Genomic DNA, 22729 nt, shown 5'->3' on the forward strand with positions numbered 1-22729 from the left:
GACAGAAAACTCAGAACCTCTGGAGAGACAAGCCATGACGCATAACGTCTATGTGGCCGGCGTTGGAATGATTCCCTTCACCAAGCCAGGCGAGAACGCCAACTACGATGTGATGTCTGCTGAAGCCATCACGCTGGCACTGGCCGATGCCGGCCTTGACTTGCGCGAAGTGCAGCAGGCCTTCGCCGGCTATGTCTATGGTGATTCCACCTGCGGCCAGAAGGGCCTCTACCGGGTCGGCATGACCGGTATCCCGCTCGTCAACGTCAACAACAACTGCGCCTCCGGATCCTCCGCGCTGTTCCTCGCCCGCCAGCTTGTGGCGAGCGGCGCCGTGGACTGCGTGCTGGCCTTCGGCTTCGAACAGATGAAGCCAGGCGCGCTAGCATCGAACTGGACGGATCGTCCGCCCGCGACCGAGCGCCACCAGCAAGCCGTCGCGGAACTGATGGGCCCCCTCGACGACGTGCCCGGCGCGCTGCGCCAGTTCGGCGGCGCGGGCCTGGCTCATATGCGCAAGTACGGCACGCGCCTGGAGACGTTCGCCAGCATCCGCGCCAAGGCCAGCCGCCACGCCGCAAGCAACCCGCTCGCCGTATTCCGCAAAGTCGTCACCACCGAGGACGTCATGAACGAGAAGGTCATGTGGCCCGGCGTGATGACCCGGTCGATGGCCTGCCCCCCGACCTGCGGCGCCGCAGCGGCCATCCTCGTCTCGGAGAAGTTCGCTCGCTCGCGCGGCCTGCGTACGGACGTACGCATCGCCGGCCAGGCGCTGACGACCGACACCCCGTCCACGTTCGATGCGAACGACATGATCCGCGTAGTCGGCTTCGACATGGCACGCGAGGCGGCACGCCAGGCCTACGAGCAGGCCGGCATCGGCCCCGATGATGTCAATGTGGTCGAACTCCACGACTGCTTCGCGCACAACGAGCTGCTGACCTATGAATCCCTGGGCCTGTGCAAAAAAGGCGAAGCCGAGAAATTCGTCGTCGACGGCAACAACACTTACGGCGGCAAATACGTGACCAACCCGTCGGGCGGCCTGTTGTGCAAGGGCCACCCGCTCGGGGCGACCGGTCTCGCGCAGTGCTACGAGCTAACGCATCAGCTCCGCGGCACCGCGCAGCAGCGCCAGGTCGAAGGCGCGCGCGTCGCGCTGCAACACAACCTCGGCCTGGGCGGCGCCTGCGTGGTGACCGTGTACCAGGCGATGTGATCCGCTTCATCACCCCGTTCGTCAATCCCCAAGCATCCACAGAAAGGAAACCCAAATGACCAAGCTCGCAGGTAAATCCGCTCTCGTCACCGGCTCGGGCCGTGGCATCGGCCGTGAACTCGCTCTGAAACTGGCCTCCGAAGGCGCCCGTGTGGTCATCAACGACCTCGACGCCGATCCGGCGATGGAAGTCGTGGAACTGATCAAGTCGCAAGGCGGTGAAGCCGTCGCCTGTGTCGGCAGTGTCACTGCGCCCGATTTCGCAGAGCGCTTCGTCAAGACTGCGGTCGACAACTTCAAGGGCATCGACATCATCGTCAACAATGCCGGCTTCACGTGGGACAACGTGATCCAGAAGATGAGCGACGAGCAGTGGTACGCGATCATCGACTGCCACCTGACCGCGCCGTTCCGCATTCTTCGCGCGGCACAGCCGGTCATTTCGGCCGCTGCCAAGACTGAAGCTGCCGAAGGCCGCGAAGTGTTCCGCAAGGTCGTCAATATCTCGTCGGGTGCCGCCGGCGGCAATCCGGGCCAGTCGAACTACTCGGCCGCCAAGGCCGGTATCCTGGGCATGACGAAGACGCTCGCCAAGGAATGGGGGCGCATGAAGGTCAACGTGAACGCCGTAGCCTTCGGCCTGATCGAGACGCGACTCACGCAAGCCCTGGCCGGCGACCAGTCGAAGACGGTGAACATCGAAGGCCGCGAGATCAAGGTCGGCGTGCAGCAGGCAATGCTCGACGGCGCCGCCCGTGCGATCCCGCTCGGTCGTGCCGGTGCCGCCACCGAAGGCGCCAACGCCGTGTACCTGCTCTGCGCGCCGGAGTCGAACTGGATCTCGGGCCAGGTGATTTACGTCTCGGGTGGTGTGCCGGCAAGCTTCTGAGCATAGCGCCCGGAGGTTGAAGCTTGAAGACCTTGCCATGCCGCGCGCCTGGCAAGGCGCTTCCCGGAATGCGCCGGCGGGCCTTGGAAAAGGCGCCGGCGCATTGTCTTCATACGCCGGCGCGCTACTCCGTCACGATTCGGTCCCGGCAAGCGCCCGGTCGGCGGCCACCTCAACCGGAAGCCACGACATGGACAGCTCCGCGGAACGGGCGGCGCAGGGCCGCCGTGGTGATGTGGCTTACGTCAGCTGGTTCGACAACACCAGCGCAGAGGCCGCCGTGAACATGCCGCCGACACCCTGCACGAAGCTCGTGCGAACACCGTCGACCTGGCGGAAGGCCTCGCCGCGCAACTGTCGTACCGCTTCCAGGATGGCAAACATGCCGTACATGCCCGTATGCGTGTAAAGGATGCCGCCGCCGTTCGTATTCATCGGCAACTTCCCTCCGGGACGCGTATGGCCCTCTTCGACAAAGCCCCCGGCTTCGCCGCGCTCGACAAAGCCCAGATCGGCCAGGCCATACAGCGGCAAGTGGGCGAAGGCGTCATAGATCATCAGGTGGTCGATGTCCGCAGGGGTCAGGCCGGACTCCGCGAAAGCATCGCGGCTGGACAGGCGGAAGGCTTTGGAGCTGCTCATGTCCTCCATCTGCGAAATCAGCGAACTTTCACAGGACTCGCCCGAGCCCAGCACGTAGACCGGCTTGTTCGCGGTCCGCAGGTCGCGCGCGCGCTCCGCCGAGGTGAGCACCAGCGCGCCGCCGCCATCGGTCACGACGCAGCATTCGAGCTTGGTGAACGGATAGGCGATCATCGGCGCGTTCATCACCTCGTCGCGGGTCAGCCGCTTGTTCCGGCTGGCGCGGGGATTGCCCTCGGCCCAGTGGCTCTGCGCCACGACGACTTCGGCCAACTGCTCCAGCGTGGTGCCGGTCTCCTTCGCATAGCGCAGGAAGGGCAGCGTGAACGTGTTGGGCGGACCGCCCGAGCCAAACGGCAACTCGAATTGCCCCTGCATCGAGAACGGCGCCACGGCGCGCGGCGGCCAGCCCACGCGCGACCGGCCGGACTGGCCGTGCAGCACCAGGACGGTGGAGCACAGGCCGGCGCGGATCGCGGCGGCGGCGTGGCGCACCTGGAGCATGAACGAACACCCGCCGACGGAGGTGCCGTCATACCAGCGCGGCGTGATGCCGAGGTAGTGCGCCGCGTCGATCGGCGTGTCGACGACACTGGTGATGCCGTCGACATCGGCGAGCGTCAGCCCCGCGTCAGCCAGTGCGGCGCGCGCTGCGGCGGCGCGAAGATCCATTTCCGACAAGTGTGGCAGCGCGCCCAGTTCCGTTTCCGCTGCGCCGGCAATGGCGATGGTTTGAGAGAGCCGGTTCATTGCGCGCTCCCCGTAGCCGCGCCCGCGGGCCTGAATTGCGGCAGGGCCATCTCGCCGCGTGGCTCGAAAACCACCTCCAGCGGCATATCGAGTGTCAGGCGGGTGGGATCCGCCGGCACGCCGACCAGATTGGACATCATGCGCGGCCCTTCCTGGAGCTGGACAATGGCGATCACGTACGGCGTCTCGCCCTGCCAGCCAGGCATTGCCATGTGGCTGATCACGTAGGAATGCAGCGTGGCGCGACCGCTTGCGCGCGTCCAGTTCAGATCTTCCGAGCCGCACGCCGGGCAGTGCGCCCGGGGGTAGAACACAAGCTCCTGGCAGCCGCCGCATTGCTGCAGGCGCAGTTCGCCGGCTGCGGTGCCTTCCCAGAAGGGCCGGGTGACCGGCTGAGGCACTGGTACGGGCTTGGCTGGCCCGCTCTTTGTTTGGGTCATGGACAGGTTTCTCCTTGTCGAGACGGGCCCGGCGGATGCCGTCGGCCCGATTGGCATGGCTGGCATGGTGCGGACCCGGGGCATCGCCACCCCCACCCCATGGCAGGGGGGGGAACCCGCGCGACCCGCCCACCATACTGCGTGGGTCAGGCACACACAGAATCGGCACCGAAACGGGCGGCGGGTCCGCACCGGTAGCCGGCAGGAGACAAACCATGCGATGGATTCCTCTTCCCTTCCTCCGCTGCTTCCCGGCCTGCGCCGGCGCGGCCGCCATCCGGAGCACCTCATGAACAACGGACCGCTGCGCGGCGTGCGCATCCTCGACCTCACTTCGGTCCTGATGGGGCCATACGCCACGCAGATACTTGGCGACTATGGCGCCGACGTGATCAAGATCGAGCCACCCGGTGGCGACAATGTGCGCAATATCGGGCCGTCCCGCCACCCGGACATGGCAGGCGTCTTCCTCCACGCCAACCGCAACAAGCGCAGCGTCGTGCTCGACCTCAAGCGGCCGGCCGGGCGCGAGGCACTGCTCAAGCTCGCTGCCAATGCGGACGTGCTGATCTATAACGTGCGCCCACAGGCCATGGGGCGCCTCGGCCTCGGCTATGAAGACGTCCGTGCGGCCAATCCGCGCATCGTCTACGTCGGCGTCTACGGTTACGGGCAGCGCGGCCCCTACGCGGCGCGCCCGGCTTACGACGACCTGATCCAGGGCGCCGTGGGCATTCCAACGCTTTCCACGCTGGCAGGCGCCGAGGTGCCGCGCTACGCGCCCAACGCCATGGCCGACCGCATCGTCGGCATCAGCGCGGTCGGTGCAGTCGCATCGGCACTGTTCCATCGCGAGCGCACCGGCGAAGGCCAGTCGATCGAAGTGCCGATGTTCGAAACCATGGCGCAGTTCGTTCTCGGCGATCACATGTACGGCCATACCTTCGACCCGCCCGCTGGCCCCGCCGGCTACGCGCGCCTGCTCAACGAGTTCCGCCGTCCCTACCGGACGCTCGACGGCCACCTGTGCGTGATGGTCTACAACGACAAGCAGTGGCGCACCTTCTTTGAACTGATCGGCAAGCCCGAGGTCATGGACGCCGATCCGCGCTTCAACTCCATTGCCGCGCGCACCGAGAACATCCGCGAGCTGTATCGCATGCTGGCCGGCGTCATCGCCACGCGGACGACCGCCGAGTGGCAGGAAGCCCTTGAGGCCGCGGATATCCCCGTGATGCCGATGCACACCATCGAATCCCTGATGGACGATCCGCATCTGCGCGCCGTCGGCTTCCTCGAGACTGTGGAGCACCCGAGCGAGGGCCCGATGCGCTCGATGGCAGTGCCGTCCAACTGGTCTGTCACCCAGCCCGGCATCGCACGCCATGCGCCACGCCTCGGCCAGCACAGTGCCGAAGTGCTGCGCGAAGCCGGCTACAGCGACGCGCAGATCGACGCGCTATCCGCCCAGGGCGCGACCTACCTCGGCAACTGAACACCCGACAACACCGACAACATCGACAATCCAGGACAAGGAGTCTCCCCATGGGCCCGCTCGCAGGCATCAAAGTGGTCGAACTGGCCGGCATCGGCCCTGGCCCGATGGCCGCCACATTGCTCGCCGATCTCGGCGCGGAGGTGTTGCGCATCGACCGCATCGAACCCGCCGACCTTGGCGTGAAGAAGCCGCTCAGGTACAACCTGCTGGCACGCAACCGCAAGGCCATTGCGCTGGACCTGAAGGACCCGGCATCGGTCGAGCTGGTGCTGAACCTGGTCGAAGTCGCCGATGCGCTGCTCGAAGGCTTCCGTCCCGGCGTCACCGAGCGCCTCGGCCTCGGTCCCGAGGCGTGCCTCGCCCGCAATCCGAAGCTGGTCTATGGCCGCATTACCGGCTGGGGCCAGACCGGCCCGCTGGCGCCGGCAGCCGGCCACGACATCAACTACATCTCGCTGACGGGCGCGCTGCACGCCATCGGCGGCAAAGAGCAACCATCAGCCCCGCTCGCACTGCTCGGCGACATGAGCGGCGGTGTGTACATGGCGTTCGGCATCCTTGCCGCCATCATCGAAGCGCGCCAGTCTGGCCAGGGCCAGGTCGTCGATGCAGCCATCTCGGACAGCACGGCCCACATGGCTACGGCCTTCTATGGACTAGTCCAGTCCGGACAGTGGCATCTGGAGCGCGGGCACAATGTGCTCGACGGCGGCGCGCACTACTACAACTGCTACCAGTGCGCGGACGGCCGCTGGATCTCGGTCGGTCCGATCGAGGCGCGTTTTTATACGCAGTTGCTGGACAAGCTGGACATCGACCCGGCGTCGCTCGGCGCGCAGAACGATGCCACCACCTGGGCACAGTCGCGCGAGGTGCTGGCCAAGGTGTTCGGCCGTCGCATGCGCGACGAATGGTGCAGGCTGCTGGAAGGCACGGATGTCTGCTTCTCACCCGTGCTGACCTTCGCCGAGGCGCCAGAGCACCCCCATATGAAGGCGCGCGGCACGTTCGTCGAAGTCGACGGCGTGGTGCAGCCCGCGCCCGCGCCCCGCTTCAGCCGCACGCCCCCGGCGCAACCGACCGCGCCGCAGGCACCGGTCACCGGGAACCTGAACAGCGTGCTGGCGGGCTGGTTGCCCGCGGATGCACAGGAAGGGAAGCGGTGATGCGTGACCTGAAGCTGGAGCCGGTCAACAAGGCTTCGGCCATTGCCGCAGTGGGGAGCGGGCGCATTCGGTGATTGTATTTGGCCCCTGGCCGACACGGGCAGCGCAGGGGAACCCCGGGCTGCCGGCCGACATGCACCCGCATATAATCCCCGGCAGCCCCGACGCTCCCACGTATCACATGCTTCCCGAGCAACGCGCTTCTTACAAAGGCATGGACAAAACGCCACAATCGCCCTCCACTTCTTTGCCCACCGCGGTCGGGACCAAGGTTGTGCCGCCGCGCGGCGCGCGCCGGCTGATGGTGCGAGAAGCACTGATGGCACGGCTGATGGAGTTGCGCCGCCAGCGCTGCGTGATCCTGCGGGCACGCGCCGGAAGCGGCAAGACCAGCACCCTGCTGGCATGGCGGCAGGCGCTGATCGGGGTGGGATTCGACGTATCGTGGCTGTCAGTCAGCGCCGAAGACAACGCATGGAGCAGCTTCTGCGAATGCATCCTTGCCACGCTCGCCGAAGTCGATCCCGCCATCACGCGGGATGCCGCCATGCTGCCCGTCCCGCGGCCCGGCGATGACGACATCGTGATCGAACGCTGGATCCTCGCGCTGATGGGTGGACTGGCGTCCAGGCAGCGCCCGCTGATGCTGATGCTCGACGACGCCCAGCACCTGACCGACCGGCATGTCGGCCTGGCGCTGCGCTGGATGATGCAGTACGCGCCCGAGCACCTGCATTTCGCCATCGGCACGCGCAGCGCGCTGCCGTTCCTCCCGGCCCACGTGGCCGCACTGGGAGCGGTTGCTGAACTCGGGCTGGAAGATCTCGCCTTCACCGAGGTGGAATCCGAGGCGTTCCTGCACGGCCAGCTTGGCCGCATCGACAAGCGCGAGGCCCGCGTCCTGCACAGAATGACCGAGGGCTGGGTGGCCGGTCTGCAGCTGTTCGCGCTCAAGCTGAAGGCCCAGCGCGACGCCCCGACGCAGCACGTCCCGCTGCACGATCCGGAAGCCTTCTCGACCTATTTCGAGACCGAGGTGCTGGCGCACATGACGCCAGAGAATCTCGACCTGCTGACCCGCATGTCAATCTGCAATCCGGTGAGCGCGTCGCTGTGTGCCGCGCTGGTCGGGTATCCGCGTGCGGTGGCGGGCACCATGACACGCCTGAACCGGCTGGACGCTGACGATCTGTTTATCACGCAAATCAACGATCGGGACCGCGAAACCTGGTATAAGCTGCACCCGCTGTTGCGCGAGGTATTGCTGGCACGCGTACGAAAAATGCCGGAGGCAACGCAGCGAGCCCTGCACGCGACCGCCTGGCACTGGTTCGAGCAGCGCGGGCAAATCGACGAAGCGGTACGCCACGCTGTACAGGCCGGCGACGTCGGCGCCGCCGCCGAAATGGTGGATGACGCCTCCGTGGACCTGATGGCGCGCAGCGAGATTGGCAAGCTGGCGGGACTGCTGCGGCTATTGCCTCCGGATCGGATCGCTGCCCGCTTCCGTCTGCGCCTCGCGGAAGCCTATCTGCTGCTGCCGGACCGCGGCCGCGACGCAACCATCCATGCCCTCGAACGGTTCGATGCACAGATCGCGGCGGGCGAGCTAAGCACCCGCGAGATCTTCTCCGTCACCGTGCTGCGCGCCGCGCTGGCACTGCGCAACGATGACGCCGACGGCATCGCCGCCCTGCAGCACGCGTTGCAAGACCCCCCGGCCGACGCAGACGTACACGAGCGCGTACTCGGCGACAACCTCCTGGCGTGGAACTACCTCTCCCATGGCCAATACGCAAAGGCCCGCGCACAACTTGAAGGCCACGCCCAGACGGAAGGCGCACCCCGGGAACAGATGATCAGCCGCTGCATCATCGCGCTGAGCCATGCCACCGAAGGACGGCTGCCGCTCGTCGAAACGCTGCTGCGCCCGGTGCTGCAGGAAACCGAGAAGCTCGGCCCGACCTATACGGACGTCCACTGCCTGGCGGCCGTGCTGCTCGCCGACGCCATGTACGAACTCAACCAGACCGAAGCCGTGCGGCACCTGCTCGAAGGCCGCATCGACATCATTGAACGGCTCTGGATGCCCGATATGGCGCTGCGGGCCCTGCTGGCGCTTGCCGGCGCGTATCTCGCCGAACGCCGTCAGCTCGATGCCTTTGCCTGCCTGGACCGCCTGGAAGACTACGCCGTCACGAACGACCTGGAACGCCTGCGCGCCTTCCTGTTGTGTGCGCGCGTGCAGCTCTATCTCCGCGCAGGCGAAGTCGATCTTGCCGATGCGTCGCTCCAGCGGCTTGAGGCCATGGTCCGGCGCCATCCCGATGCGGCAACCAGCCGCGGCTTCGACATCTGGCTGAACTGGGAACGCGCCCGTGCCGCGCAGGACCTGCACCGCAATGCCTTCGACGCGGCGCGGGAGCATCTTGAGGCCGCAGTAACCCGCTGCGAGCAGCGCGGACGGACCCGGCGCGCCGTCGCCCTGCGCCTGCAGCTTGCCCTGGCCCAACGGGGCTGCGGACGCACCGACGCCGCGCGCGGCAACCTGCTGGAAGGCCTGCGCACCGGGCATCGGCTCGGGCTGACGCGCACGCTGCTCGACGTCTCGCCGGAAATCCCGGCGCTGTTGGCAAACCTGCAGGAGTCCGAAGCGCTCGATCCTGTCCTGGCGATGTACGTCACGAGACTGCTCGCCGCTGGCGCCGCTGCCGACCCGCAGACCGCTGCGCCGCCCACCGCCGCGCCGAAGCAGCATGGCATCCCGGTGACGACCCTGTCCGAGCGCGAACGCGACATCCTGGAACTCGTTGCGCAGGCCATGCCCAACAAGAAGATCGCGCGTGCGCTCAACATTACGCCCGAGACGGTGAAGTGGCACCTGAAAAACGTCTTTTCGAAACTCGGGGTCAGCGGACGGGACGAGGCCGCGGAGCGTCTTCGCGATCTCAAGGCCGCCACGCGCCCGGGGCCGGCCGCCTGAGGCCGGCACAGGCTTATTCCCCTGCATTCCCCAGCGCCGCGGCCAGCCGCAACAGCGCGACGCCATGCCGCTCGATCAGTTCCGACGGGCTGTCGTCGGTCAGCGGAATCGCGAAGCTGACTACGCAGCCAGGCAACTGCCGACAGACAACCGGCGCCGACAGGCCTACCATGCCTGGCACCCAGCGCCCGGTGCAGAACCCCTGGGTGGCAACTTCCGCGCGCGCCGAGTCGATGAGCTTCCGGACTGCAGGCCAGGCCGCACCGTGACGCGGTGCCAGCGACGCCAGGGCGTTCTCGCACTCATCCGCCGGCAGGCTGGCCAGCCAGGCACGGCCCGTGGAGGTCGACTCGACCGGCAAGCGCATGCCCGGCTCAACCGCACGCCTGATGCCCCTCGACGTGCCGCGTGCGAAGTCGACGAAGACCATCTCATGCAGGTCCGCTACCGCCAGTCCGACGTTGAGCTGTTCTTCGCGCGCGGCCTTGGCCAGCAGCACGGCGGCGGCCTCCAGCACCGGTGACTGTTGCCGGTATGCCAGTCCGAGGCTCAGGGTCACGGCGTTCAGCCTGTAGGCCTGCAGTGCGATGTCGTACTGCAGAAAGCCGTACTCCACCAGCGAGCGCGTGAGCCGGCTGACCGTGGGCCGCGCAAGCCCGGTACGTTCAGCAAGCTCCGCGTTGGTGAGCGCCGCTGTCCCGATGCGGAAGGCGCGCAGCAGTTGCAGGCCCCGCTCCAGCGAGCGGCTGCCCGGCGTGCTGCGCACGAAGCGGCCGGACTCGCGCGAAATCCGCCGGGTCGAGCGCGCTTGCTCATCGTGGCTCACGGCAATCAGCCCGGCCTAGCACCCGATGGACTTGTGCTCGAGGTATTCGGCCAGTCCATACACACCGAACTCGCGGCCATTGCCCGAGCGCTTGTAGCCACCGAACGGCGCACCCGGGTCGGTCCCCGCGCCGTTGATACGCACCATGCCCGCCCGCAGGCGCCCCGCCACGCGGCGCGCGCGCGCGGGATCGGCCGACCACACATAGGCGGCAAGACCGTACTCGGTATCGTTGGCAATGCGGATGGCGTCCTCTTCGTCGTCATACGGAATCATCGCCAGCACCGGGCCGAAGATCTCCTCGCGCGCGATGGCCGCATCATTGCCAACGTTGGCGAAGATGGTCGGCCGCGCGAAATAGCCCTTCCGCACCCCTTCCGGCAGGCCGGTGCCGCCGGCCACGAGTTGGCAGCCTTCCTCGATGCCGAGGCCGATCATGCGCTGCACCTTCTCGAACTGCGCCTGGCTGGCGAGCGCCCCCACCTTGTTCTCTTCCAGCGTCGGGTCCCCCACCTTCAGCGCGCCCGCCACGGCGGCGGCAATGCCGGCAGCCTGGTCGTGCAGACGGCGCGGCACCAGCATGCGCGTCGGCGCGACGCACGTCTGGCCCGAGTTGATCATGACGTTGAGCACGCCATCCTTCACCGCGGCCGCCAGGTCGGCATCGTCGAGGATCACATTGGGCGACTTGCCGCCCAGCTCCAGCAGCACGCGCTTGACAGTCGACGCGGCGGCAGCGGAGACCTCCATCCCGGCGCGCGTCGATCCGGTCAGCGAGATCACATCGACGCCGGGGTGGCGCGCCAGTGCCGCGCCAACGACCGGCCCCAGGCCGAACACCATGTTGAACACGCCTGCCGGGAAGCCGGCCTCGTGAATGAGTTCCGCGATAATGCGGGCGTCGAGCGGGGCAACTTCCGACGGCTTCAGCACAACCGTGCAGCCCGCCGCCAGCGCATAGGCCGCCTTCGCCATGATGGTGCCCGCCGGCCAGTTCCACGGTGTCACAAGCGCAGCAACGCCGATCGGCTCGCTCACCACCTCCGTGTTGCCGAGCTTGCGCTCGAATTCCATTTCGGTCAGCGCTGTAATGGCGGAGCCCAGCACGCGCAGGCCCAGCGGCGCCTGGCTCGCCTTGCACAGCCACATCGGCGCGCCAATTTCCTCGTGGATCGCCGTGGCGATATCGTCCATGCGGGCCTTGTAAAGCTCCGACAAGCGCGTCAGTAGCGCGATACGCGCCTCGCGGCTGGTAGCCGACCAGGCCGGGAATGCCGCGCGCGCTGCCGCGACCGCCCGATCCACGTCCGCCCCGGTGCCGAGCGCGAGCGTGCCGATGACGGCTTCGGTCGCCGGATTCACGATGTCGGCGCTCGTCGCACCGGGCGCTGGCGACTGCCACTGGCCGTCGATATAGAACGCGTTGAGGTTGTGCATGTGTCTTGCCTCGTCTCCGTTGTTGTTGCCTTGTGGCTGCTTCAATCCCGGTTTGCACCGGGTGCACGCAGTGCCGGCGGTTTGCGGCGGCCCGGGATCGGACGCTCCGCGCTCACAGCTTCCGCCCGGCCGCCACGCCTGCCCCCCACCCGCCGCAGGGGGGAGAGGCACAAATCATTCCCTCCGCTCCAGGGATTTCGGCAGCCGAAATTGCAGCTTTGCCGAGGCTGCGACGGCAGCCCACTATGTCCCTGCACCTAACCCATCCGCTTCACCCCACGACAACCAGCAAGGAGACAACATGCAAGCTGCAGCCATCGCCGAACCGGCAGCGCCGGATACCGAAAACTGGCCGTTCTCGCTCGAACCGGTCACGCCAGCCATCGGCGCGGAGATCGGCGACATCGATCTCGGCCATGTCGACGAGACCACCGTTCGCGCCATCCGCCGCGCCCTGTTAAAGCACAAGGTGCTTTTCTTTCGCGACCAGGACATCACCGCGGCGCAGCATGTCGCGCTGGCGCGCAGGTTCGGCGAACTCGAAGTCCACCCGATGATCGGCCATCATCCGGATCACCCGGAACTCGTGGTGTTCGGCCGTGACGGCCAGGCGCGCGGCCGCGAGAACGTGTGGCACTCCGACGTCTCGTGGCGAGAGGTACCCTCGATGGGCTCGATGCTGCGTTGCGTGACCTGCCCGAAGGTCGGCGGCGACACCATGTGGGTCAATATGGTCGCCGCCTACGAGGCCTTGCCGGACGCCGTCAAGGCCCGCATCGCGGGCCTGCAGGCCGTGCACGACGCCATGCCCATCTTCGGCGGCGGCCTGCCGCCCGAGCGCCGCAAGGCCATGCGCGAGCAGTATCCGCCGGTGACGCACCCGGTGGTGCGCACGCATCCCGAGACCGGCGAGAAGATCCTGTTCGTCAACGAAGGCTTCACCACGCATCTCGCGAACTTCGCCGAGTTCGAGCTGTATCGCGTCGGCTCCGATTTCCGCATGGCGGAGATGGACCTGCTGGCCTACCTGTATCGGCAAGCCAGCGCACCGGAATACCAGGTGCGCCTGAAGTGGCGTCCCAACACCATCGCATTCTGGGACAATCGCGCGACGCAACACTATGCGGTCTCGGACTACTTCCCGGCAGTCCGTCACATGGAACGCGCCACCATCATCGGGGACCGGCCGGTCTGATGTCGTGGGAGGGGGGCTCCCCCTCCCGCGGGACACGGCAAAGAACAAGAGAGCCACACCGTCGCCGGTGTGGCTCTCTCGCCTTCCCCCTTCCTTGCCTGCCCCTTTCTCAGGCCGTCAGAATCCGCCGCGGCCCCCGCCGCAGATGATCGTCTGACCCGTCACATAGTTCGATTCGGGTATGCAGAACATGTACACGGCGCCCGCTGCTTCATCGCAGGTACCCATGCGGCCAAACGGAATCTGGGATTGTGCAGCCGCGATCTTGTCGGCTGGCACGCCGACCTTGATCTGGCGGCCGTCGACGTTCACGAACGTGTCCGCGGTCACGGCCTGCGTCAGGCGCGTCTCGATGGCAGCATAGGCAACGCAATTGACATTCACCTTCATGCGGCCCCACTCCTTCGACAGCGTCTTGGTCATGCCGATGATGCCGGCCTTGGCCGCCGAGTAGTTGGCCTGTCCCGCATTCCCCTGCGTGCCCGCGATCGACGAGATGTTAACCACCTTGCGGAACACTTCCCTGCCGGCCTCGGCTTCGCCCTTGCTGGCTTCACGGAAGTACGGCTGCGCCGCGCGCAGCAGGTTGAACGGGGCCTTCAGGTGGCAGTCGATGATGGCGTCCCACTGCTCGTCGCTCATCTTCTGGATCACGTTGTCCCAGGTGTAGCCAGCGTTGTTGACGATCATGTCGATGGCACCGAACCGGTCCAGCGTGGCCTTGACCAGGCGCGCGCCGAAGTCGGGATCGGTCACGTTGCATGGGAATGCCAGCGCCTTGCCGCCGGCCTTCTCGATCTCCGCCACGACTTCACTGGCCGGCTCGGCGTCGAGGTCGTTGACGACCACGCTTGCGCCCTTCGACGCGAACAGCAGCGCAATGCTGCGGCCGATGCCGCGGCCTGCGCCGGTGACGATGGCTACCTTGCCTTCAAGTGTCTTGCTCATTGTGCTGATCCTTGCATTTTTTGGAAATCAGTTCTTGCCATACAGCGTTACCACGCAGGCGCCGCCGAGGCCGAGGTTGTGCTGCAGCGCCAGCTTCGCGCCTTCCACCTGGCGCTTGTCGGCGGTGCCGCGAAGCTGGTTGGTCAGCTCGTAACACTGCGCGAGCCCGGTCGCGCCGAGCGGATGGCCCTTCGACAGCAGCCCGCCCGACGGATTGGTCACGACCTTGCCACCGTACGTGTTGTCGCCATCCATGATGAATTTCTCTGCCTCGCCGGTCGGGCAGAAGCCCAATCCTTCGTAGGTCAGCAGTTCGTTGTGCGCGAAGCAGTCATGCAGTTCGCACACCTTGATATCTTCGGGACCAACGCCGGCTTTTTCGTACACTTCCTTCGCCGCGGCGCGCGTCATGTAGCCGCCCACGTAAGAGATCAGCGACGGCGGGTCGAACGACTCGACCGGGTCGGTCGTCATCGACTGGGCCAGAATCTGGACATCGGCACGGATGTTGTGCTTCTTCGCGAAGCGCTCCGACACGATCAGCGCGGCGGCGGCACCACAGGTCGGTGGGCAGGCCATCAGGCGGGTCATCACGCCCGGCCACACGACCTTGTCGTTCATCACGTCGTCCGCGCTCACCACGTTCTTGAACAGCGCCAGCGGGTTGTTGGCGGCATGGCGGCTGGCCTTGGCGCGGATCTCCGCGAAGGCGCGCATGCTGGTGCCGTATTTCTGCATGTGCTCGCGGCCCGCGCCGCCGAAGCCGCGCAGCGCCTGCGGAACCCCCAATTCCACGGCATCTGCCGTCAGTCCGTTGAGGATCGGCATGAAACGCGCGCGCGGCGGCGGACGGTCGTCCCAGTGAGCCTTCAGCGCACCTGCCTGCATCTGCTCGAAGCCCAGCGCCAGCACGCAATCCGCGGCGCCGGTCTCGACCGCCTTGCGCGCCAGCCACAGCGCGGTCGAGCCCGTCGAGCAGTTATTGTTGACGTTGACGACAGGGATGCCCGTCATGCCGACTTCATACAGCGCGGTCTGGCCTGAAGTCGAATCGCCATACACGTAGCCGACGTAGGCCTCCTGGATCAACCCATAGCCGATGCCGGCGTCTTTCAGCGCCAGACGCACCGCCTCCGCGCCCATTTCAGTGTAGCTGGGGCTCGCGCCTGGCTTGCTGAAGGGAATCATCCCGACGCCGCCAACGATAACTTTCTCGCTCATTTCAGTGTCTCTCCGGTTTATGCGTGCCGGCCGCCGCCCTGGCGGGCCGGAACGGTTGAACTTCAATGCCTCAGGCAGCAGCAGCAAGGTGCGTACGCACGAAATCGACGACGGGCATCCCGCGCCGGGCCAGCACCTCGCGCCCCAACGTCGCCGCGCAGCGCACGTGCGCGCCGGCGCTGCGCGACTCATGCAGGCGGCGGGTGAACAGGCCCAGTTCATGTTCCTCGGTCATGCCGATGGCGCCGTGTACCGCATGCGCGATCGAGGCCACGCGTGCCGCGGCCTCGCATGCGCGCAGCATGGCAGTGGCCGCCAGCAGCGGGTCAGGCAAAGGGCCGGCGCTGGCGCAGCCGAGGCGCGAGGCCATTTCGGCGGTCGCCGCCTGCGAGGCCAGCACCGCAATGTCCTGCTGCACAGCCTGGAACTTGCCGATGGCGCGCCCGAACTGCTTGCGATCGTTGGCGTACAGCACGGTGAGGTCTGTCACGCGAGCCATCGTGCCAGCCATCGCGGCAGCCTGCAGCGCATTGTGGATGACCACCCCATCCGCGCCCTGCACCGGAAAGCGGAACACCGCGTGTCCCGCGTCGGACCAGCGCAGCGTGTCAGCCGACAGTGCCGGCCGGTAAGCGCCAGGCACGAATTCGGCAGCGGCACGCGGCAGCAGCAGCCATTCTCCCGTGCGGCTGACCAGCACGAACTCGGACAGCGCGGCATCCTGCACGTCGTGGCAGATCACCGCGTCGCCATCCGTCATTGCGGCCGCGGCAATGACGATGCAGCCGCCGCCAGGCTGATGACCCGCGGACGCGAGCAGCGCACGCGCCACGGCGGTCTCGGCAAAGGGCAGGCTCAGGCCGGCGCGGCCGGCAGCGAAAAACAGCGGATGCGTGTCAGCCAGCGCCAGGCCAGCGCCGCCAAGTTCGGCCGGCATGAGTGCGTCGGTGTAGCCGAGCGCGTCGATTTGCGCCCACAGCGCGCCGGCACCCTCTCCCGCCTCGATGCGGCGCAGCGCCTCGACGGTACAGAGCTCGCGCAACGGCCGCTCGAAGCCATCCAGAAGGGAATCAGTCATGGTGTCATTCCATCAACGCTATTCAACGAAGCCCAAGGCCGCGGGCAATGATGCCGCGCATGATGTGGCGCGAACCGCCACGGATCGAATAGACCGGTGCGTACTGCGTCACGTAGGCGAGCGCCAGCGACAACTCGCGCGACGGGCGGAAACCCGGGATGCTCGCGTTCGCCTCGGCGATCCAGTTGGGCACTTCCTGCTCGAACTCGGTGCCGAGGTCCTTGACCAGCGACGCTTCCAGTTCGGGATTCTTGCCGGCGTCCAGGCACGCGCACACCCCGAGCGACATGGCACGCAGCACCGACAGGCGCCCGGCAATGCGCCCCGCGACATCGACGACGATCGGCGGCGGGTTGTCGAGCGCGCGCATTGCCTCCAGCCAGATGTCGGCCAGCACCACGCTCGAATAGATCCGCTCGCAGCCGCTGCGCTCGAACGCCAGCTCTGCGGTCACCTGCTTCCAGCCATCGCCGTCCTCGCCGATCAGAGCGTCGGCCGGCACGTCGACGTCCTCGAACAGGACTTCGCAGAATTCGTCCTCGCCGAGGATGTTGAGAATCGGACGCACGCTGATGCCGGGCGTCTTCATGTCGACGATGAGCTGCGACAGGCCCTTGTGGCGGTCTTCCGGCGTGCCGGAGGTCCGCATGAGCGCGCAGATGTGGGTGGCGCGGTGGCCGTTGCTGGTCCAGATCTTGCGCCCGTTGATGCGCCAGCCGGTTTCGGTGCGCACCGCACGCGTGCGCACGCTGGCGAGGTCCGAACCCGTATCGGGCTCGCTCAGGCCGATGCCGAACACGATCTCGCCCGCGCGGATCCCCGGGATGTACCGGGCCTGCTGCGCCGGGGTGCCGAAGCGCGCGATCAGTTGCGCGGTCTGGCGGTCGGCGGTCCAGTGCGCAAGCACCGGCGCGCCGAAAGTCACGACCTCCTCGGTAAGGACGAAGCGTGCAAAGTGGCTGCGGCCTTCGCCGCCGACTTCGGGCGGCAGATTCATGCCGATCCAGCCTCTGGCGCCGAGCGCACGGGTGAAATCGGGATCGTAGCCGCACACTGTGCGGGCGCGCTGGTGCAGCGGATAGTCGCGCAGTTCGGTGGCCAGGAATTCCCGGACCGGACCGCGCAGCGCCTCATCCTCCGGCGGAATCGCGGCCAGTGAGAGAGTGGACAGGAGGGACGTCAAGGGTGCTCCTATGGTTTGGACGATGGTTCGTGGCAGCGGGAAGGGAGCGCGAATCAGGCCACGCCCCGCGTCTGCCCGCTCCAGTAAGGCTTGCGCAGTTCGTTCTTGAGGACCTTGCCGACGCTGGACAGCGGCAGCCCGTCGCGGAACTCCACGCTGCGTGGGCACTTGTAGCCGGCGATGCGCTCGCGGCAGTGCGCGATGATCTCTTCGGCGGTGATGCTGCAGCCCGGCTTGCTGACAATGACCGCGTGCACGGACTCGCCCCACTTCTGGTTGGGAACGCCGATCACCGCGCACATGCCGACGGCCGGGTGGCTGGCAAGGGCGTTCTCGACCTCGGCGGAATAGACGTTCTCCGCGCCGGTGACGATCATGTCCTTGATGCGGTCCACCACGTAGATCAGGCCCTCCTCGTCCATGTATCCGCTGTCGCCCGTGTGCATCCACCCATTGCGGATCGCCTCGGCTGTCGCTTCGGGCTTGTTCCAGTAGCCAAGCATGACCATGCCGCCGCGCGCCACGATCTCGCCAACCTCTCCGCGCGGCAGTTCGCGGCCATTGGGGTCCACGATGCGCACCTCTGCCGAGGCCAGCGCCTTGCCGGCTGCGCGCACCTTCCCGGTGCGGAACGCTTCCTCGGTGTGGTATTCCGGCCCGAGCATCGCGCAGGTCGCGGCTAGCTCGGTCATGCCGTAGCCCTGCATGAAGGCCACGCCCGGGAATGCCCGCTGGGCGCGGCGCAACACCGTCTGCGAAATTGGCGAAGCGCCGTAGACGATAAGCCGGACCGAGCTGACGTCATAACGGCCTGCCTGCTCCGGGTTGGCGTCCATCCAGTCGAGCAGCATCTGGATCATGGTCGGGGCCAGGCCGATCTGGTTGGCCCGCCCCTCGTGAATCGCTGCGAGGGTGCCTTCGGGTGTGAAAGCCGGCAGCACCACCTGCGCGGCCCCGGATGCAACCAGCGCATTGGTCGCGCCGAAGCCGCCAAGGTGGAACATCGGCAATGCGTTAAGGAAAACCGCGCCGGGCCCGCAGCGTCCCGCGATCACGCAGGCCATCGCGGTCGTGACGAGGTTGGCGTGGCTGAGCATCACGCCCTTCGGAAAGCCGGTGGTACCGCCGGTGTAGAAGATGCCGGCGAGGTCGTCGCCGTGCCGCCAGGCGTCCTCGACCGGCTCGCTGGCGGCAATCAGCGCCTCGTACCCGAGCAGGCCATCGGGAACAGGGCCGTTCCCTGCATAGATGACCTGGCGCACGCCCGGCGCGCCCGCCTGCAACGCGGCGGCCAGGTGGCTGAAGGTGTCGTCGACGATCAGGACGCTGGTGGCCGAATCGTTGAGCGCGTACAGCATCTCCGCCTTGCTCCAGCGGATGTTGACCGGATTCAGTACCCCGCCGGCCCAGGGCACGGCAAGGTTATGCTCGAGGTATCGCGCCGAGTTGATCGACAGCATCGCAACGCGTTCGCCGTTCGCCACGCCGAGGCGGCGCAGGGCGCCGGCCAGCTGCGCGACGCGCTTGCCGAGCTGCCGGTATGTCGTTGCCTCGCCCTGGAAGCGGATCGCGACAGCGTCCGGGCACTGTTGGAGGGACCGGTGCAGTCCCTGGGTCAGGTACATGGTGCTTCCCCGCGGTTAGGTGCCGAACGCCGTCAGCGGTCTGGCGGTCAGGCGGCCAGGGCCGCCACGGCCTCGCCGACGAGCTTGTCTTCGCCGTACTGGTTCGCGCACTTGATTGCGACCTTCACGCGCTTCTCGCCATTTGCCTCGAACTTCTCGACAATCTCGCCCGTGCAGGTCGGCTGGTTGCCGAGGTGCGTAATGCCGGTAAACCGGATCGACACACTGCGCAGCGAAGCCTGCGGGACCCAGCCCGTCAGCAGGCGGCCCAGGTAGGCGGCCGACAGCATGCCGTGCGCGAACACGTCCGGCATGCGCGACTTGCGCGCGAAGTCGATATCGATGTGAATCGGGTTGTGGTCCCCCGAGGCGCCCGCATACAGCGCCAGCGTGGTGCGGTTGACCGGAGGCAGGACCAGGGCCGGCAGCTTGTCGCCGACCTTCACGTCGTCATAGCGGGGTGCATGCATTGTTCTGTTCTCCTGTTGACGATCAGCCGCGACGCTCGACCAGCGTGCCGCGCAGGTCCGCCACGTGCTCGCCGTTCTGGTTGGTGACCTTGGTTTCCATCACCGCGAAGTGCAGCGCCCCGCCCTTCTTGTCGTAGACGTCCGACAGGCGCGTCTCGAAATGCAGCGTGTCGCCGGCATAGGCCATGCGGTGATAGTCGAAAGCCTGCTCCGCGTGCAGGATTCGGCCCAGATCCATCTGCAGGACCTTCATGCGCGTTGCGAGATCCGATGTCTCGCTGCTCATGCACATGAGGAACGTCGGCGGCACCGGCAAGGTGCGATGGCCGGCGTCGCGCGCGGCGGCTTCGTCGGTGTAGATCGGATCGGTCTCGCCGATGGCCTTCGCGAAGAAGCGCAGGCGCCCCTTCTCCGCCTCGACCGTGCCGGCACCCATCACGGTGCCGATGCTGCTCTTGTCTGCCATTCGTTTGCTCCTTTTGTCGTGAAGATGCGCTTAAAGCTTGCGCGAGATGATGTCGCGCATCACCTCGTTGCTGCCGGCGTAGACGCGCGTAATGCGCTGATCCACGAACAGGCGGGCGATCGGGTACTCGAGCATGTAGCCGTAGCCGCCGTGCAGTTGCACCATATCGTCCAGGTGCTTCCACAGCGTCTCCGTCGAATACAGCTTGGCGACAGCGCCCTCTTCGCTGGTCAGTTCGCCGCGCATATGCTTTTCGAGTGCGTTGTCGACCAAGGCGCGCACGGCCATTGCACCCGCCTTGGCGTCGGCCAGCTTGAACTTGGTGTTCTGGAAATCCCACACGGTCTGGTTGAAGGCCCTGCGCTCCTTCACGTAGGCCAGCGTGTGTTCCAGCGCGACCTCGAGATGCGCGACGGCGTTTATCGCGACGGCCATCCGCTCCTGTGTCAAGTCGTGCATCAGGTAGCCGAAGCCCTTGTTCTCCTCGCCGAGCAGGTTGGACGCCGGGACGCGCACGTTATCGAAGAACAGTTCCGCGGTATCGGCGGCAGGCTGGCCCACCTTCTGCAGCTTGCGGCCACGACGGAAGCCAGGACGGTCGGTCTCCACGAAGATCAGGCTGACGCCCTTGGCGCCGGCGGACGGGTCGGTCTTGCACACGACCATGATCAGGTCGGCATTGAAGCCATTCGAAATGAAGGTCTTGCTGCCGTTGATGACCCACTCGTCGCCATCGCGCACGGCGGTGGTGCGGCAGGCCTTCATGTCGGAGCCACTGCCGGGCTCGGTAATCGCCACGGCGAGGATGGTTTCGCCCGAGCAGATCTTCGGCAACCACCGCTGCTTCTGCTCCTCTGTACCGAGGCGGGTGATATAGGGTGCGACGACGAACGAATGCACCGCGAAGCCGAAACCGCTGAGCCCGGTACGCGCCGCTTCCTCGATGATGACGGCAGCATGGCCGAAGTCGCCGCCGCCGCCGCCGTACTCGGCCGGCGTGGTGACGCAAAGCACGCCTTCGCGGCCAGCCTTCAGCCAGGTCTCGCGGTCGACGATGCCGGCAGCGTTCCATGCCTCCTGGCGAGGCGCGCATTCGCGCTCGAAGAAGCGGTGCACCGAAGTGCGGTATTGCTCGTGATCCTCACGAAAGACATTGCGACTGACGTTCACTTGGTGTTCTCCACAGGGAATTCCGGCGTACCTGCCGGTGATGACAGACCGTGATTGAATGATCGCGTCCGCGCCACCCGCGCGGCGCCCCCAGTGGGGAGGGGCCGCGCCACTGCGCTTGCCCCCCTCTTCGCGAGGGGGGGCGATATCGGGCTCCGCCACCGTTGCCGTGCCTGCCTGAAGCAAATCGGCCCGACAAGCGGGCCGATTCTCATTGGTGCCGTTGAGTCAAGGCATCAGACCTGACCGATCGGCAGCTGGCCGATTCGGATCAGTGCCGCAGGGTCATGGGCGGCCGCAATGCACGGCCCGCCATGACGGGCCTCAGCCGCGGCCGTACAACGTCACCACGCAGGCGCCGCCGAGGCCAAGGTTGTGTTGCAGCGCAAGGCTCGCACCGTCGACCTGCGTGCCGCCGGCGCTGCCGCGAAGCTGGTGCGTCAGCTCATAACACTGCGCCAGGCCGGTGGCGCCCAGCGGATGTCCCTTCGACAGCAGGCCGCCCGACGGATTGGTGACGAACTTGCCGCCGTAGGTGTTGTCGCCGTCCTCGACAAATCTCTCGGCGCCGCCGACCGGGCACAGGCCCAGCGATTCGTAGGTCAGCAACTCGTTATGCGCGAAGCAGTCGTGCAGTTCGACCACCTGCACGTCAGACGGGCCCACGCCAGCCTTTTCGTACACTTGGCGGGCGGCTTCGCGTGCCATATCGAAACCCACCACCTGGATCATCGAGCGGGCGTGGTACAGCGCCGGGCTGTCGGTAGTCATCGACTGGGCCAGAATGCGCACGCCGGTGCGCAGGCCGTGCTTCTTCGCGAAGTCTTCCGAGCAGAGGATGGCGGCTGCGGCGCCGCAAGTCGGCGGGCAGGCCATGGGGCGGGTCAAGACCCCCGGCCACATCACCTTCTCGTTCATCACGTCTTCCTCGGACACGACCTTGCGGAAAACCGCCAGCGGATTGTTGGCGGCGTGACGGCTGGCCTTGGCGCGGATCTTCGCGAAAGTCTCCATCCGCGTGCCATACGTTTCCATATGCTCCTTGCCGGCGCCGCCGAACTGCAGCAGTGCCATCGGGATGCCGGCCGCGGCCGCCTCGGGGTTCAGTTCAGCGGTAAGTTCCAGCGCGCGGCCCAACGGCGCCGGCCGGTCATTGAACACGGCGTCCAGCGCACCGGGACTCATCTGCTCGAACCCGAGCGCGATAGCGCAGTCGACAGCGCCGCTTTCGACCGCCTGGCGGGCCAGGTACAGCGCGGTCGAGCCCGTCGAGCAGTTGTTATTGACGTTGATGATCGGGATCTGCGTCATGCCGACCGGGTACAGGGCAGCCTGGCCGCTGGTGGAGTCACCGTAGACATAGCCGGCATAAGCCTGCTGCACCTTGTCGTACCCGATGCCGGCATCCGCCAGCGCGCGCCGTGCCGCTTCCGCACCCATCTCGATGTAGGTGCCGCTGGCACCTGGCTTGGTGAACGGAATCATGCCGACACCTGCTACTACAACCTTGGACATCTCGA

20 protein-coding genes are annotated in these 22729 nt (G+C 66.7%); 6 read left to right on the plus strand and 14 right to left on the minus strand.

Translation table 11 applies throughout. The annotated features are described in order from the left end of the window. Nucleotides 1-34: 34 nt before the first annotated feature. Entirely contained in the window at nucleotides 35-1222 is a 1188-nt protein-coding gene (locus tag ACIP1U_RS19030) for a lipid-transfer protein (protein WP_400317811.1), read from the plus strand. Nucleotides 1223-1277: 55 nt separating this feature from the next. Next, nucleotides 1278-2111, plus strand: a complete 834-nt coding sequence (locus ACIP1U_RS19035) for an SDR family NAD(P)-dependent oxidoreductase (RefSeq protein ID WP_400317813.1) — start codon at nucleotides 1278-1280, stop codon at nucleotides 2109-2111. A gap of 240 nt (nucleotides 2112-2351) precedes the next feature. On the opposite strand, the gene ACIP1U_RS19040 is transcribed toward ACIP1U_RS19035, so the two are convergent. Further along, nucleotides 2352-3503, minus strand: coding sequence for a thiolase C-terminal domain-containing protein (locus tag ACIP1U_RS19040; RefSeq protein WP_400317816.1), 1152 nt, complete (start codon nucleotides 3501-3503; stop codon nucleotides 2352-2354). Next, nucleotides 3500-3943, minus strand: a complete 444-nt coding sequence (locus ACIP1U_RS19045) for a Zn-ribbon domain-containing OB-fold protein (RefSeq protein WP_400317819.1) — start codon at nucleotides 3941-3943, stop codon at nucleotides 3500-3502. Before ACIP1U_RS19045 ends, ACIP1U_RS19040 begins: the two co-directional genes overlap by 4 nt. A 289-nt stretch (nucleotides 3944-4232) precedes the next feature. On the opposite strand from ACIP1U_RS19045, the gene ACIP1U_RS19050 reads away from it, so the two are divergent. Both ACIP1U_RS19050 and ACIP1U_RS19055 read left to right on the plus strand, forming a co-directional pair. After that, nucleotides 4233-5438 carry a CaiB/BaiF CoA transferase family protein gene (locus ACIP1U_RS19050; protein ID WP_400317822.1) on the plus strand — a complete coding sequence of 402 codons (1206 nt, stop codon included), beginning with the start codon at nucleotides 4233-4235 and terminating at the stop codon, nucleotides 5436-5438. Nucleotides 5439-5488: 50 nt separating this feature from the next. Continuing rightward, the gene (locus ACIP1U_RS19055; protein WP_400317824.1) at nucleotides 5489-6607 is read left to right on the plus strand and encodes a CaiB/BaiF CoA transferase family protein; all 1119 of its coding nucleotides are present in this window, start codon (nucleotides 5489-5491) and stop codon (nucleotides 6605-6607) included. A 204-nt stretch (nucleotides 6608-6811) separates the two neighbouring features. On the opposite strand, the gene ACIP1U_RS19060 is transcribed toward ACIP1U_RS19055, so the two are convergent. Beyond that, nucleotides 6812-7156 (minus strand): hypothetical protein, encoded by a 345-nt coding sequence (locus tag ACIP1U_RS19060; RefSeq protein WP_400317827.1) that lies wholly within the window; start codon nucleotides 7154-7156, stop codon nucleotides 6812-6814. 94 nt (nucleotides 7157-7250) lie between these two features. Here ACIP1U_RS19060 and ACIP1U_RS19065 point away from each other — a divergent pair, with 94 nt between their 5' ends. Next, nucleotides 7251-9590: a LuxR C-terminal-related transcriptional regulator gene (locus ACIP1U_RS19065; RefSeq protein WP_400317830.1), complete on the plus strand. Its 2340-nt coding sequence runs from the start codon at nucleotides 7251-7253 to the stop codon at nucleotides 9588-9590. A gap of 13 nt (nucleotides 9591-9603) precedes the next feature. Here the strand turns inward: ACIP1U_RS19065 and ACIP1U_RS19070 are convergent, their stop codons facing one another. Then, a complete protein-coding gene (locus tag ACIP1U_RS19070; RefSeq protein WP_400317833.1) occupies nucleotides 9604-10416 on the minus strand; it encodes an IclR family transcriptional regulator in 813 nt (270 codons plus the stop codon). Between the two features lie 15 nt (nucleotides 10417-10431). Further along, nucleotides 10432-11853, minus strand: coding sequence for an aldehyde dehydrogenase family protein (locus tag ACIP1U_RS19075; RefSeq protein WP_400317836.1), 1422 nt, complete (start codon nucleotides 11851-11853; stop codon nucleotides 10432-10434). A 301-nt stretch (nucleotides 11854-12154) separates the two neighbouring features. Between ACIP1U_RS19075 and ACIP1U_RS19080 the strand changes: the two genes are divergently transcribed. After that, nucleotides 12155-13048 carry a TauD/TfdA dioxygenase family protein gene (locus ACIP1U_RS19080; protein ID WP_400317838.1) on the plus strand — a complete coding sequence of 298 codons (894 nt, stop codon included), beginning with the start codon at nucleotides 12155-12157 and terminating at the stop codon, nucleotides 13046-13048. A gap of 117 nt (nucleotides 13049-13165) precedes the next feature. On the opposite strand, the gene ACIP1U_RS19085 is transcribed toward ACIP1U_RS19080, so the two are convergent. The 9 genes from ACIP1U_RS19085 to ACIP1U_RS19125 form a co-directional block, all read right to left on the minus strand. Further along, nucleotides 13166-13996, minus strand: a complete 831-nt coding sequence (locus tag ACIP1U_RS19085) for an SDR family NAD(P)-dependent oxidoreductase (protein WP_400317841.1) — start codon at nucleotides 13994-13996, stop codon at nucleotides 13166-13168. Nucleotides 13997-14023: 27 nt separating this feature from the next. Then, nucleotides 14024-15217 carry a lipid-transfer protein gene (locus ACIP1U_RS19090; protein ID WP_400317844.1) on the minus strand — a complete coding sequence of 398 codons (1194 nt, stop codon included), beginning with the start codon at nucleotides 15215-15217 and terminating at the stop codon, nucleotides 14024-14026. A 70-nt stretch (nucleotides 15218-15287) separates the two neighbouring features. Next, nucleotides 15288-16295, minus strand: coding sequence for an acyl-CoA dehydrogenase family protein (locus ACIP1U_RS19095; protein ID WP_400317847.1), 1008 nt, complete (start codon nucleotides 16293-16295; stop codon nucleotides 15288-15290). Nucleotides 16296-16317: 22 nt separating this feature from the next. Then, nucleotides 16318-17478, minus strand: coding sequence for an acyl-CoA dehydrogenase family protein (locus ACIP1U_RS19100; RefSeq protein WP_400317850.1), 1161 nt, complete (start codon nucleotides 17476-17478; stop codon nucleotides 16318-16320). 53 nt (nucleotides 17479-17531) lie between these two features. Further along, nucleotides 17532-19103 (minus strand): long-chain-fatty-acid--CoA ligase, encoded by a 1572-nt coding sequence (locus ACIP1U_RS19105; RefSeq protein ID WP_400317853.1) that lies wholly within the window; start codon nucleotides 19101-19103, stop codon nucleotides 17532-17534. A gap of 47 nt (nucleotides 19104-19150) precedes the next feature. Next, on the minus strand, nucleotides 19151-19573 hold the full coding sequence (locus ACIP1U_RS19110; protein ID WP_400317855.1) for a MaoC family dehydratase: 423 nt from the start codon (nucleotides 19571-19573) through the stop codon (nucleotides 19151-19153). A 22-nt stretch (nucleotides 19574-19595) separates the two neighbouring features. After that, nucleotides 19596-20039, minus strand: coding sequence for a MaoC family dehydratase N-terminal domain-containing protein (locus ACIP1U_RS19115; RefSeq protein ID WP_400317858.1), 444 nt, complete (start codon nucleotides 20037-20039; stop codon nucleotides 19596-19598). A 30-nt stretch (nucleotides 20040-20069) separates the two neighbouring features. After that, nucleotides 20070-21209, minus strand: coding sequence for an acyl-CoA dehydrogenase family protein (locus tag ACIP1U_RS19120; protein WP_400317861.1), 1140 nt, complete (start codon nucleotides 21207-21209; stop codon nucleotides 20070-20072). 324 nt (nucleotides 21210-21533) lie between these two features. Continuing rightward, nucleotides 21534-22724: a lipid-transfer protein gene (locus ACIP1U_RS19125; protein ID WP_400317863.1), complete on the minus strand. Its 1191-nt coding sequence runs from the start codon at nucleotides 22722-22724 to the stop codon at nucleotides 21534-21536. Nucleotides 22725-22729 lie beyond the last annotated feature (5 nt).

It is taken from the genome of Cupriavidus sp. NPDC089707 (assembly GCF_044748965.1).
Lineage (GTDB): Bacteria > Pseudomonadota > Gammaproteobacteria > Burkholderiales > Burkholderiaceae > Cupriavidus.

Excerpts from the sequence above, each read along its gene's own strand:
- ACIP1U_RS19030 (WP_400317811.1), top strand. The coding sequence starts at position 35 with ATGACGCATAACGTCTATGTGGCCGGCGTTGGAATGATTCCCTTCACC.
- ACIP1U_RS19035 (WP_400317813.1), top strand. The coding sequence starts at position 1,278 with ATGACCAAGCTCGCAGGTAAATCCGCTCTCGTCACCGGCTCGGGCCGT.
- ACIP1U_RS19040 (WP_400317816.1), bottom strand. The coding sequence starts at position 3,503 with ATGAACCGGCTCTCTCAAACCATCGCCATTGCCGGCGCAGCGGAAACG.
- ACIP1U_RS19045 (WP_400317819.1), bottom strand. The coding sequence starts at position 3,943 with ATGACCCAAACAAAGAGCGGGCCAGCCAAGCCCGTACCAGTGCCTCAG.
- ACIP1U_RS19050 (WP_400317822.1), top strand. The coding sequence starts at position 4,233 with ATGAACAACGGACCGCTGCGCGGCGTGCGCATCCTCGACCTCACTTCG.
- ACIP1U_RS19055 (WP_400317824.1), top strand. The coding sequence starts at position 5,489 with ATGGGCCCGCTCGCAGGCATCAAAGTGGTCGAACTGGCCGGCATCGGC.
- ACIP1U_RS19060 (WP_400317827.1), bottom strand. The coding sequence starts at position 7,156 with ATGGCGGCATCCCGCGTGATGGCGGGATCGACTTCGGCGAGCGTGGCA.
- ACIP1U_RS19065 (WP_400317830.1), top strand. The coding sequence starts at position 7,251 with ATGCTGATGCTCGACGACGCCCAGCACCTGACCGACCGGCATGTCGGC.
- ACIP1U_RS19075 (WP_400317836.1), bottom strand. The coding sequence starts at position 11,853 with ATGCACAACCTCAACGCGTTCTATATCGACGGCCAGTGGCAGTCGCCA.
- ACIP1U_RS19080 (WP_400317838.1), top strand. The coding sequence starts at position 12,155 with ATGCAAGCTGCAGCCATCGCCGAACCGGCAGCGCCGGATACCGAAAAC.
- ACIP1U_RS19085 (WP_400317841.1), bottom strand. The coding sequence starts at position 13,996 with ATGAGCAAGACACTTGAAGGCAAGGTAGCCATCGTCACCGGCGCAGGC.
- ACIP1U_RS19090 (WP_400317844.1), bottom strand. The coding sequence starts at position 15,217 with ATGAGCGAGAAAGTTATCGTTGGCGGCGTCGGGATGATTCCCTTCAGC.
- ACIP1U_RS19095 (WP_400317847.1), bottom strand. The coding sequence starts at position 16,295 with ATGACTGATTCCCTTCTGGATGGCTTCGAGCGGCCGTTGCGCGAGCTC.
- ACIP1U_RS19105 (WP_400317853.1), bottom strand. The coding sequence starts at position 19,103 with ATGTACCTGACCCAGGGACTGCACCGGTCCCTCCAACAGTGCCCGGAC.
- ACIP1U_RS19110 (WP_400317855.1), bottom strand. The coding sequence starts at position 19,573 with ATGCATGCACCCCGCTATGACGACGTGAAGGTCGGCGACAAGCTGCCG.
- ACIP1U_RS19115 (WP_400317858.1), bottom strand. The coding sequence starts at position 20,039 with ATGGCAGACAAGAGCAGCATCGGCACCGTGATGGGTGCCGGCACGGTC.
- ACIP1U_RS19125 (WP_400317863.1), bottom strand. The coding sequence starts at position 22,724 with ATGTCCAAGGTTGTAGTAGCAGGTGTCGGCATGATTCCGTTCACCAAG.